The sequence below is a fragment of the Kitasatospora sp. NPDC091257 genome, assembly GCF_044757675.1.
Taxonomy (GTDB): Bacteria; Actinomycetota; Actinomycetes; order Streptomycetales; family Streptomycetaceae; genus Kitasatospora; species Kitasatospora lactacystinica.
Genome location: NZ_JBIVVI010000114.1, coordinates 1 through 12,242, shown reverse-complemented (window position 1 = coordinate 12,242; position 12,242 = coordinate 1). Strand labels below are relative to the sequence as shown.

The following is a 12,242-nucleotide window of genomic DNA, read 5'->3' as shown; positions in this document are numbered from 1 at the left end:
GCCTTCTGGCAGAACGTCGCCCAGGGCTCCCTGCTGGTCGCCGCCGTCGTCATCCAGCAGCGCCGCAACCGCGAGCGGGCGGTCGGACTGCCCGCGTAGCCCCCGAACCGGCCCGCCCTTCGTCCGAAGGGCGGGCCCACAGCACCATCGCCCACCTCCCCCACCCCGCGCGATCTCCCCACCTTGGAGCTCTCGATGTCCCTCGCTTCCGCACCGTCGGGCCGTCCGGACCCGACGGCGGTCGGTTCCGCGCAGCCGTCCGCGCCGCCCGCCCGCCCGCGCCGGCGGCGCCTCGCCACGGCGCTGAGTGCCACGATGATCGTCACCGGAACACTGACGGTGACGGCCGTCAGCACCCCGACCCCTGCCGAGGCGGTGGTCCCGCCCGGCGCGAACGGCACAACGGCGCCGCCGATGGGCTGGAACTCCTGGTACTTCTACAACAACGACTACTCCGCACAGGACATCGCCGACCAGGCGGCCGGACTCGCGACGCCCAACGCGAACCTCGGGCTCAACGGCTCCGGCCTGCACAAGAGCCTCGCCGACCTCGGCTACCGTGGCGTCAGCCTCGACGGCGGCTGGTGGACCCAGAGCGGCACCGGGCGCGACGCCAACGGCGTCATGGTCCCCAGGCCCGGCTTCCTGACCGGCGCCCGGACCAAGGCCGTCACGCTGTCCAACGGCACCACCGTCCCCACGCGCGCGTTGAACACCATGAAGGACCTCACCGACTACGTGCACGCCCTCGGCCTGCAGGCGGGCATGTACACCGACACCGGTGCCGCCGGCTGCGGTGGCCAGCACGGCAGCGGCGGCAACGAGGCCAAGGACGTGACCACGTTCGCGGACTGGGACTTCGACTGGGTGAAGGTCGACCACTGCGGCGGCATCCCGTCCGGCTACAGCACGGTCATGGCGGACTACAAGGCCTGGGGCGGCCTGACGGCCAACGCGAAGACCTCCACCGGGGTGGCGCACCCCCTGGCGCTGGAGATCTGCGAGTGGGGCTCGGGCGCTCCGGACGGCCCGTGGATGTGGGGTGGTTCGGCGGCCCGCACCTGGCGCAACGGGCGCGACATCACCGGCAACGCCGGCTACGGGACGACGTCCAACGGCGGCTCGACGTGGATCAACTGGGCTCAGGTCTCCGAGAGTTTCAACCTGAACGACCACCCCAGCAGCGAAGCCGCCGGCCAGTACAACGACCCGGACTACCTGCTGATCGGGCCCGGCTTCGGCAACAACCCGAGCACCGGGCAGCAGCAGACCCACGGCACGTCCGGCCCCCTCTGGGGTCTCACCCCGGACGAGCAGCAGTCCTACTTCGGGATGTGGGCCATCCAGGGCGCGCCGCTCGTGCTGGCCACCGACACCCCCAACCTGACCGCGGCGACCGCGGCCATCGTCGGCAACGAGTCCGTGATCGCCGTCGACCAGGACAGCGCCGTCCACCAGGGGCAGAAGGTCCTGGACAACGGCAGCGTCCAGGTCTGGTCCAAGCAGCTTGCGGCCTCCGGCACCCGGGCCGTCCTACTGGTGAACCGCAGCAGCACCTCTCAGCACTACTCGTTCACCACGCAGAACCTCGGCCTGAACGGCACCGCCTCGGTGCAGAACCTCTACACCGGCGCGAGCCTGGGCACCGTCAGCTCGACCGGCTCGCAGAACTTCACCCTGGCCCCCCACCAGTCCGTGATGCTCAAGCTCACCGGCGCCACCGAACAGAAGCCGGAGACGGTCCTCGTTCCGACCGCGTCGGGCGTGAGCCAGAAGACCTGGAACGGCAGCACCTGGTCGGCCTGGCAGACCCTGGCGCTGGGCACCGCCGGCTCCACCGGCCCCGGATCGATCAAGGGCGAGCCCGCCGTCGTCTCCAGCCCGGGCGGCACCGACGTGTTCGTCCGGGGCGCGGACAACGCGCTGTGGCAGAACACCTACAAGAACGGCGCCTGGGGCAGCTGGACCAGCCTCGGCGGCACCCTCACCGCCAGCCCCACCGCGGCGAGCCTCGGACGTGACCGCATCGACGTGTTCATCCGCGACGCCGACGGCAAGGTGTACCAGAAGACCTTCCAGCAGACGCCCGGCGCGAACGACCTTCCGGCCTACTACTACGGCGTCAACTGGACCAGCAGTTGGGCGTACCTGGACGCACCCGACTCGACCACCATCGTCGGCGCCCCCACGGCGGTGGCCTCGCTCAACCGGATCGACGTCTTCGCCCGCGGCACCGACAACGCGCTGTGGCAGAAGAGCTACGTCAACGGTGAGTGGACGGGCTGGACCAGCCACGGCGGCACGCTCTCCTCGTCGCCGACAGCGGTCAGCGGCGGCCCCGGCCAGATCGAGGTGTTCGCCGCTCTGGCGCCCAACAACAGTGTCGGCCAGCTCAGCTGGACCGCCGCAGGCGGCTGGTCGCCCTCCTGGTACGACCTCGGCCGCGCCGTCGTCGGTGCCCCGACCGCGACACAGGTGGGCACCCGGGTCAACCTCTACGCCCGCGCCACCGACAACACCCTGTGGCAGTGGTACCGGATCGGCACCGGACCGTCCGGAACCTGGCAGCAACTGGACAGCACCCTGGCGCTGACCGGTAGCCCCGCAGCGGCCGGCCACCTCTAGGCAGGACCGTCACCTCCTGGCACGGTCGGCTCGGTGGCCCGTCGCGCTCCTCGGAGCTCGACGGGCCACCGGCTCAGCGCTCGAACGGAGGCGGCCTGTGGCCGGGGACCCTGGCTCAGGGCTTGCAGAGAAGTAACCTGTAGCTTCCGGGGTTCTGGCTCGTTGGTGTGCCATGAGGACATCGCGAGGGCAACAGACTTTGCTTCAGGCCAAGTTCGAGGCGATCATGCCGCATCTGGATGAGCGCCAGCGGCGCCTGTCGATGGGGGCGGAGGCCCGGTCGATCGGGCATGGGGCCGACCGGAGCCGATCGACAGCGAACGACGACGACACGAGCGGCGGTTGACACCGATCGCGCGTCGTCGTGCACCACCGCTGCCCGCCGCCCCGGAGACCGCGGCACATCCAGAGCAGCTCCCCTCAGACCGGCCTGGCCCTCGACAGCACGGGGATCGCCACCGGCGCGACCGCGACGGCCAAGGCGCCCAGCAGCGCGAACTCCCAGTCCTGGCACCTATCGCCTGAGCGACCCGCCCTCCATCCCGCCGGGCCGGTACGGAGACTCTCGTACCCGCCCGGTGGCTCATAAGGCCTGTCCGACAATTGATCTTCTCGCGTTCGCCGATGGACCGGGCCCAGCCGCGGCGCCGCACGCCGCTGAGCGCGGTGGCGGTGAAGCGGGCGCCCTGCAGGCCACGGTGGAGGCGCTCGGCCTCCTCCCACGCGAGCAGGATCTGCGCGGCAGCGCCGGCTTTCATGGGCAGGGTCGTGCCGACGGGGACAGCGCCGCGAAGGCCGGAAAGCCGCTCGGCGGCGGCCGCGCAGATGCGATTCTCGCCCTGGCGGCGGGAGAGCTGAGCGCTCCCACCGGTGACATCACGCAGGTGGGTCAGGGCCGGGCCGGCGGCGGCGACCAGTCCGGCGGGGCCGGCCTCCAAGGCGCCGAGGATCGAGGTGGCCTTGTCGAGCACGCCGACGCCGCTCGTGCTTTTCATGATGGGGTACTACAGTCTCAAGCCCCGCGAGCGACAGGCGGGTTGCGCTCGCGGAGGCTCCGGGCGGGAGGGGGCGACGGTCAGCGGGAATCAGGCCGACGGAAGGAAATACGGGAATCCCCGGACGACCCGCCCCCGAAGGCCCGTTCAGAGCAGCGTGGGCGCGTGGAAGGTGCCGAGGGCGCCGGAGGCGAGGTCCCGGTCCAGCCAGTAGCGGCGCGGTTCGGCGAGCGTCACGTAGACGCTGACCGCCAGGATGCCCGGGATCTCGGCGAGCTCCTCGTCGATGAAGGCCGCCAGGGCGGAGCGGTCGGTGACCAGGCCGGTGCACAGGACGGACAGGTCGCTGGCGACGTGTACGGCGAGGCGGGTCTGGGGCAGCTGGTCGAGGCGCCGCATGACCTCGGGGGTCCCACCGGGGGCGACCCGCAGGCGGAGCATGAACGGGGTCCGGAAGCCGAGCCATTCCGACACGATCTCCAGGCGCGGTTTGACCCAGCGCTCGTCCAGGACCCGGCGCACCACCCGGTGTGCGGTGGAGGTGGGCAGGGCGGCGGCGCGGGCGATGCTCGCGGCGGAGGCCCGGCCGTCCTGGATCAGTTGCGTGACGACGCTGCGCTCGGCATCACTGAGGGGCTTGGCGGGCGGGTTGGCCGTCGCGGTGCCCTCCGGGCCGACCCCGGCGAGTTCCAGCAGGCCGGCGCGCTCGGCGTCGGTGAGGAACTGCGGGTCCCAGGTGGCGCCCCGGCGCAGGGTGCTGAGCGCGGGCAGGGCGTTGACGCGGCGGACACCGGGGATCGAGAAAAGCCGGTCGATCGCCTCGCTGGTGGCCGCCTCGGACGGGGCGTGAATCACGGCGTAGAGGGGGTAGTCGCCGGAGATCTGCGCCAGCCGCTGGACGTGGGGGAGGTCACGGAGCCGCTCCAGGACCGCCAGCGGGGTTTCGCCGGTGGTGTCCAGGAAGACGTGGACCGGCATCGCCGTGGAGTGCAGGCCCCAGTCGGCCTGGCCGACCACGCGCACCATGCGGGCCTTGTGCAGCCGATCGTAGCGGCGTTTGAGGGTGCCGGCGTCGGCGGACAGGATCGCGCCGATGTCGTCCCAGGTGGCCCGGGGGGCTACGTGCAGCGCCCCGATCAGGCGCCGGTCGAGCTCGTCGAGGAGAGGCCCAGTCATGTTTCCGTACCTTAGACTGCCAGTTGATCCCATCGTGACAGAGAAGATCTAGCAAATCTCTCACTTGGATGCCATTGTTTGCGAAAACGTCCCTCAGCAGTGCCGAAAGGGTAGCCATGAGTGCCACCACGACCGAGTCGCGGGAGACCGAGCCCGGCTCGCCATCCATGCGCGCCATGAACCGCGCGATGGCGGCGATCGAGAAGGCCGGCAACCGGCTGCCCGACCCGTTCTGGCTGTTCTGGGGCCTCGCGGCAGTCGTCGCCGTACTCAGCGCCGTCCTGGCCGCCGAGCACGTCGGCGCCGTGCTCCCGGGGACGCACAAGACCATCGAGGTGCAGAGCCTGCTCAGCGCGGACGGGTTCAACCTCGTCGTCGGACACGCCGTCGAGAACTTCGCGAACTTCCCGCCGCTGTCGACGGTCCTCATCGTGATGTTCGGCATCGTCGTCGCCGAGAAGAGCGGGCTGTTCGAGACACTTCTACGGCGCCTGGTCGCGCGGGCGTCGGGCCGCTACCTGACCTTCGCGCTGGCGCTGACCGCGATGGTCAGCCACGTCGCCGGCGACGCCGCGTACGTGACCCTGATCCCGCTCGGCGCGGCGCTGTACCGGGCCGCCGGCCGCAGTCCGGTCCTCGGCTGCGTCGTCGCCTACGTGTCGGTCTCCGCGGGCTTCAACGCCTCCCCGGTCCTCACCACGACCGATGTGCTGCTGTCGTCGATGTCCACGGCCGCCACCCACGTCATCGACCCGCACGCGGTGGTGACCCCGGTGTCGAACTACTGGTTCGGGCTCGCGTCGTCCGCCCTCATGGCGTTCGTGATCACGGTCGTCGTCGAGACGGTCCTCGTGCGGCGCTCGGACCTGGAGCCCGACGAGCCGGTGGCCGCCGCGCCGATCGCCGAGAAGGCGGAGGCACAGCAGATCGAGGCGACCGCGCGGCAGCGCAGCGCGCTGCGCGGGGCCGGACTGGTCGCGCTGGGCCTCGCCGCGCTCCTGGTCGCGGCGATGATCCCGACCCACTCGCCGCTGCGCGGCGACCACGGCGGCATCCTCGACTCGCCGGTGTTCAGCGGCATGGCGATGGTCCTCGGGGTGTTCTTCGCCGTGATCGGCTGGATCTACGGCCGACTCGCCGGCACCTTCCGCGGCACCCCCGACGTGATGGCCGCGATGGCCGACGGCACCAAGTCGATGGCACCGACCATCGTCCTGTTCTTCGCGATGTCCCAGTTCCTCGCCTACTTCAAGTGGACGAAGCTGGGCGACATCCTCGCCGTCAAGGGCGCCGAGACCCTGCGCGACCTGCATCTCAGCGGCTGGCTCGTGCTGCTCGGTGTGGCCGTGCTGATCGCGGTGATGAACCTGCTGGTCACCAGCGGCTCCGCACTGTGGGCGCTGGTCGCCCCGGTCCTGGTGCCGATGCTGATGCTCGTCGGCGTCCACCCGGAGGCCACCCAGGCCATGTACCGGGTCGCCGACTCGGTCACCAAGTGCATCACGCCGATGAGCCCGTTCTTCATGATGGCCGTCGCCTACCTGCGGCAGTACCGCAAGGACGCCGGCATCGGCACCCTCGCCTCCTTCACCCTCCCGGTGGCCGCCGTCGCCTGGGTCGCCTGGGTCGCCTTCTTCCTCGCCTGGTACCTGCTCGGCATCCCCTTCGGCATCGGCTGAGCCGCCCGTCCACCGTTTCGACCCGATCCGTCCGCACGAGAAAGTCGATCATGAACCCCGCCACAGTTGCCCTCACCGACCGCGCCCACGAGGTCTCCTCGGAGATCGTCACCGACATCATGACCCTCGTCGGCCAGGAAACCAGCAGCTACGACCTGGCCGGCCTGGCGGCCGGTCGGGACCTCCTGCACGATCTGGCCGTCCACCGGCTCGGGCTGCCCGGCGAGGAGCACCGCCACCGCGGTGGCGAGCGCGGAGACACCCTCACCCTGACCTACCCCGGCACCGGCCCCGGGCACGTCGCACTGGTCGGCCACTACGACACCGTGTGGCCCACCGGCACCCTCGCCGGCTGGGCGCCGTCCGACTCGGACGGCCGGGAGAGGCTCAGCGGGCCGGGCATCTTCGACATGAAGACCGGCCTGGCCCAGGGCATCTGGGCCCTCAAGCTCGCCCGGGAGTACGGCGTCCCGGTGCCCACGGTCACCTTCGTCTTCAACGGCGACGAGGAGGTCGGCTCCCGGTCCTCGCGCCCGGTGATCGAGGAGGTCGCGCACCACGCCGACGTGACGCTGGTGCTGGAGCCGAGCGCGCACGGCGCGGTCAAGACCGCCCGCAAGGGCAACGGGACCTTCCGCGTCACCGCCAGCGGCGTCGAGGCGCACGCCGGGCTCGCGCCCGAGGACGGGGCCAGCGCCATCACCGCGCTGTCCGAGTTCGTGGTCGCCGCCGCCGCCGTCGCCGCCCCCGACAGGGGCACGACGATCAACCCCGGGCTCATCACGGGCGGCTCCGCCGCCAACGTCGTCGCCGGGCAGGCCACGGCGAGCGTCGACATCCGGGTCAGCAGCGAGGCCGAACGGGAGCGCGTGGACACGGAGCTGGAGGCCATCAAGGTCAGCGACCCGCGCGTCCGGATCGACATCGACCACGCCTGGAACCGGCCCCCGATGACCCTCAACGCCGCCTCCGCCCCGCTCCTCGGCCTCGCCCGCGAAGTCGCCCGCGAGCAGGGCCGCGACGGACTGCCCGCCGCCGCCGTCGGCGGCGCCAGCGACGCCAACTTCGTCGCCGCCCTCGGCCTGCCGGTACTGTGCGGCATGGGTGCGGTCGGCGACGGCGCCCATGCCCAGGGCGAGTTCATCTACCCCGACACGGTCCCCGCGCAGACAGCCCTGATCGCGGGCCTGCTGGGACGACTGGCCGAACCCCTGCACCGCTGAACAGCGGCCCTGCGGTCCGCCGGCTGTCCACCGACGCCCTGTCCGGCGCGGTGGGCAGCCCTGTGGACTGCGTTGTCCGGCTCCACGAACCGCCGTCACGAGGTTCCGTAACCCCCGCTTGGCCGGCGTGATCGACCAGGTCGCGGCCACCGGCACATCAACGACCTCCGCCCCTTCGCCGACACAGCCCTCGACGCCTTCGGTCCTCAGCGACTCATTCCGACCTGCGAAAACGCTGGTCGGGACGACAGGATTTGAACCTGCGACCCCTTGACCCCAGCGCCCATGGGGGCTCATGGGCGCTCATGGGCGCTCACCAGGCGCGGTCCCAAACCGGTCCCCTAATGGTCCCCAGGCCCCGACACTGCCTGCGTCACCGCGAGTAACGGTAATCTGTCGACCCTTCAGCAGGGTCCTTCCGGCCGGCCGTCGCGGCCCGTCGTGCATCGCCCCTGGCCAGACGGGGTGGTTCGGGCGGATCAGGGTCGACTACCCCACTGGATGCGGACGGTATGTCGTCTTGAGCGTGTCCTCGCCGGCTGGTTCTGACGTGCCTCGCGCACCGCCCCGCACGCTCTGCCGCCACGCCCGGCCAACGGCAATCCTCGGACCAGGGTCACCGCGTTCAAGAAGCAGAAGCACATGAGCCAGCGTGCCCGGGCGCTGTGGCCCCGGTCCGGTGGGGCTCCGTGAGATCCGGGTCAGGCCCGGTGCACCTTCACGCCACAGTCCGCGACGGCCTTCTCCTGGGCGTCCGTGAGGCCGTCGTCGGTCACCAGCTCGTGCACGTCCGAGAGCGGGCAGATCGAGGCGAAGGTGACCCGGCCGATCTTGGTGCTGTCGGCGAGGACGATCGACCGGGTGCTGCAACGCAGGAAAGCGCGGTCGGTCTGCGCCTCCATCTCGTCGTGGGTGGTGCAGCCCTCCTGGGCGGTCAGGCCGTCGACACCGATGAAGGCGATGTCGACGTGGTACTGGGAGAGCATCCGGTCGGCCGCGGGCCCGACCAGTTCGTAGCTGGCCGAGCGGGCGATGCCGCCGATCACCACCAGCCGGACCTCGGGGCGCACGATCAGCTCCGCCGCGATGTTCACGGCGTTGGTCACCACGGTCATTCCACCGCGTTCTGCCAGGATGCGGGCGAGTTCGGTGGTGGTGGTGCCGCCGGTGAGGCCCACCACGGCGGCCTCCGGGACGAGTTCGGCCGCGAGGCGGGCGATCCTGCGCTTCTCCTCCTGCTGCTTTCCGCTGCGGTGCCGGAGCGGGAGTTCGAGGTTGACCGCCCCGGTCACCGCCCCGCCGCGGGTGCGGTGCAGCAGTCCCTGGTCGTGCAGCTCCTGGAGGTCTCGGCGTACGGTCGCGCCCGAGACTCCGAGCAGTTCGGCCAGTGCGTGCACATCGACACTCCCGGCCGTGGCGACATGGGACAGGATCCGGGCGGCGCGATCAGCTTTGAGCATGAACGGAGTGTAGCTCCGGCCTGAACCTGCCGCCCGGACTCCGCGGTTTCCGGCATCGCCGCTCGTCAGCCGAGGTGGCGGCGGAGCGCGCGAAACCGCTCGGCATGCCATGCACTGATCAATTGTGCGCACGGGCGGAGCCGCGAGAGGGAGGCCGCAGCCGAAGAGCGTGCGGACCCGAAGGGGCCGCCGGACCGCCGGACGGCAGCCGTGCGCGAGCGCACCGTGGATCCGGTGCGCCCGCGCACGGAGTGGGGCGCCTACGGCGCCGGTACTCCGGTCGCGCCGAGTTCCGCGGCACTGGTCCACGGGCCGCGGTCGCCGGCTTCGCTCAGGGCGCGGAGCCTCAGGTACCGGCCGGACACGGCGGGGAAGGACGTCGTCTTCGGTGACGCGGTGTCCGCCCAGGTGCCGGTGGCCGCCGGGGTGCCCCAGGACGTGGGCGAGTCGGACACGTAGACCTCGTACTGTCCGATGCGACCGTTGGCGCCGCCGTCCTGGCGGGGCAGGTAGCGGAAGGAGTCGACGGCGTAGCGGGCGCCGAGGTCGATCCGGATCTCGTGCGGCAGCGGGGCCGGGGTGCCGGAGGACCAGGCGGTGTGCCAGATGGTGCCGGTGTCGCCGTCGATGGCGTTGGCGGCGGCACTGTTCTCGGCGGAGGTCTCCTGGCTGTCCGCGGAGATCAGCTTCCAGGTGGTCCTGTCCAGGACGGGCGAGCCGCCGGCGTCGGTGGCGGGAGTGGGCAGGGTGGCGCCGGCCAGGGTGACGGTGAACGCCCCGGACCGGTTGCCGGCCTTGACCCACAGGACGCCGCCCCGGTCGGCGGGGTCGAAGTACCAGCCGGTCTCCGCGGCGTCGTACGCCGCCTTGGAGGAGACCTGGGCCAGCGACGTGGAGCCGAGGGACACGGTGGTGGGCGCGCCGGCGAGGTGGACGTTGAGCTCGTAGCCGCGGCTGTCCGGCTTGCCTGCGTAGGAGCCCACGCTCGCACCGACGTTCACGGTGACGGTACCGGTGCCGGAGTTCGGCGCGTCCACGGTGACCTGCTGCCTCGCCGAGGCACCGCTCTGGTAGGCGCGCGTCGCGCCGTCGTCCTCGTACAGGCCGAACTGCGACTTCCCGGCCGGGTACAGGTCGTAGGTGAGCGTGGAGACCGGCTTCTCGCCGGAGTAGTTCATCTGCGGCCACATCGGGACGATGCCGCCGCCCTTGACGAACACCGGCGTCTCGTCGAGCGGTGCGGCGTAGCCGTTGAGCGTGGTCGGGCCCTGGTAGACCTTGCCGGTCCAGTAGTCGGTCCACGTCCCGGCGGGCAGGTAGATGCCGTCCCGGGTGGTACCGCTGGAGGTCATCGGCGCGACCAGGAAGGAGTCGCCGGCCATGAACTCGCCGGAGGTCGCGTTGCCCTGCGCCACCGGGTCGTTCGGGTATTCGAGCACCAGGGCGCGGGTCGAGGGCACACCGGTGGCGCTGGCGGCCTGGCTCATGGTGTACATGTACGGCATCAGCCGCATCTTGGTCTGCAGGGCCTTGCGGTTGGCGGACAGGTACGGCTCGGAGAACCGCCAGGGCTGCTTGTCCTGGTAGCCCGCCTGCGGGTTGGTGGCCCCCCAGCCGGACATCGTCATGAACGCCGGGGTGAAGGCCTTCCACTGGAGGTCGCGGGTGTAGGTCTCCGGGCTGCCGCCGAAGATGCCGTCCACGTCGCCGGAGGCGTAGTTGAGGCCGGACAGGCCGGCGCCGACGACCGCGGGGACGGTCCAGTCCATGGTGGGCCAGTCGCCGTTGGTGTCGCCGGTCCAGACGACGGCGTTGCGCTGGGTGCCGGCCCAGCCGTCGACGGTCCACACGAAGCGGCGGGCGTCCGAGTTCTTCTCGATCCCGGCCACGGCCTGGTTGACCCCGTCGAAGGCGTACTTGTAGCCGCCGCCGATCCAGGCCACGTCGGTCTTGACGCCGCGCGAACCGTCCGCGCCGACCTCGGTGGCGATGTCGCTCAGGCCGGTCGAGGTCCACAGGCCGGTGTGGAAGCCGAGCCCCTGGAGGTCGCCGACGGTCTGCTTGAGGTCGGTGTAGCCGCAGCCGTAGCCGTCGTTGGGCAGGATCCAGCCGGAGGGCATGTCCGCGTTCCGGGCGTCCCGCGCGTAACCGACCACGTCGGGCGTGGTCTGGTGGCGGGCCCGGGTGTGGTCGCCGTTGTAGGCGGGGTTGGAGGCGTTGAAGCAGTCGGCGTTGCCCAGTTCGAGTCCCCACATCGGGGCCAGGAACGGCTTGCCGGTCACGTCGGTGTAGGCGCCCAGCACGCCCTTGAGCGAGTCGGCGACGAAGTAGTACGCGTCGAAGCGGTTCTCGTTCTCGGTCGTGGCGACCGGGTCGGTGAACGCGTACGAGCCGGGTGCCCAGGTGTTGCGCAGCACGCCGTAGCCGTTGGAGGACATGTAGAAGGGCGCCGGGCTGGCGTTGGTGTTCCGCTTCCAGGTGTTGTCGACCGAGATCGGCACCGTCATGTCCCGCAGTGCCCACGGGCCCAGTCGCAGGCCGGTGCCGTAGAACTGCTCGGTCGCGCCGCGGGCGAGGTGCTGGGTGGTCTGGGTTCCGGTCCAGGAGGTCGGCGAGGACTCCTGCCACAGGAGCGTGCCGTCGGGCCGGTAGGCGGCGAAGGCCAGCGACTTCTTGGCGGCCCGCAGGGTGACCGAGCCGGTGGCGATCTCGTAGGAGGCACCGCGGTCGGCGGTGTGGACGGTGGGGGTGCCGAACGAGGTGTTCAGGGCGATGTCGGCGCCCGCCGGGTCGGTGAACCTGCCGTCGGGCGCGAGCTGGATCCGGAAGATGTCTGCGCGGACGAACACCACCCGCACCGCCGCGCCGGAGGATGTGGCGATGGTCGCGGTCGCACCGGTATGGCTGAAGCGGGTGATCCGGCCGGCGGTGCTCGATGCGGCCGTCGCACCGGGAGCCACGCCGACCAGGACCGTGGACAGGACGGCCACCACCACGGCGGCGGGCAGGGGGCGATGGCGGAGGACGCGGCTGACCGCGCGGGTCAGCCGACTTCTGACGGTGCCGCTCGATGGAGGCATGGGG

At 71.3% G+C, this 12,242-nt stretch carries 6 protein-coding genes and 1 pseudogene; 3 read left to right on the top strand and 4 right to left on the bottom strand.

What is annotated here, in order from left to right; genetic code table 11:
- Nucleotides 1-195 precede the first annotated feature (195 nt).
- Complete coding sequence (locus ACIQOV_RS08075; RefSeq protein WP_401046193.1) at nt 196-2,625, top strand: hypothetical protein; 2,430 nt, start codon at nt 196-198, stop codon at nt 2,623-2,625.
- A gap of 515 nt (nt 2,626-3,140) precedes the next feature.
- On the opposite strand, the pseudogene ACIQOV_RS08070 reads toward ACIQOV_RS08075, so the two are convergent.
- Both ACIQOV_RS08070 and ACIQOV_RS08065 read right to left on the bottom strand, forming a co-directional pair.
- Nucleotides 3,141-3,620 (bottom strand): annotated as a pseudogene (locus ACIQOV_RS08070) (IclR family transcriptional regulator); the annotation flags it as partial.
- A 147-nt stretch (nt 3,621-3,767) separates the two neighbouring features.
- Nucleotides 3,768-4,796 (bottom strand): Lrp/AsnC ligand binding domain-containing protein, encoded by a 1,029-nt coding sequence (locus tag ACIQOV_RS08065; protein ID WP_401046190.1) that lies wholly within the window; start codon nt 4,794-4,796, stop codon nt 3,768-3,770.
- A gap of 116 nt (nt 4,797-4,912) precedes the next feature.
- On the opposite strand from ACIQOV_RS08065, the gene ACIQOV_RS08060 reads away from it, so the two are divergent.
- A complete protein-coding gene (locus tag ACIQOV_RS08060) occupies nt 4,913-6,475 on the top strand; it encodes an AbgT family transporter (RefSeq protein WP_401046188.1) in 1,563 nt (520 codons plus the stop codon).
- A gap of 50 nt (nt 6,476-6,525) precedes the next feature.
- On the top strand, nt 6,526-7,698 hold the full coding sequence (locus ACIQOV_RS08055; RefSeq protein WP_401046185.1) for a M20 family metallopeptidase: 1,173 nt from the start codon (nt 6,526-6,528) through the stop codon (nt 7,696-7,698).
- Nucleotides 7,699-8,399: 701 nt separating this feature from the next.
- Here ACIQOV_RS08055 and ACIQOV_RS08050 read toward each other — a convergent pair.
- Nucleotides 8,400-9,158 (bottom strand): DeoR/GlpR family DNA-binding transcription regulator, encoded by a 759-nt coding sequence (locus ACIQOV_RS08050; RefSeq protein WP_401046183.1) that lies wholly within the window; start codon nt 9,156-9,158, stop codon nt 8,400-8,402.
- A gap of 260 nt (nt 9,159-9,418) precedes the next feature.
- A partial coding sequence (locus ACIQOV_RS08045) for a TIM-barrel domain-containing protein (RefSeq protein ID WP_401046182.1) occupies nt 9,419-12,242 on the bottom strand: 2,824 nt, incomplete at its 5' end.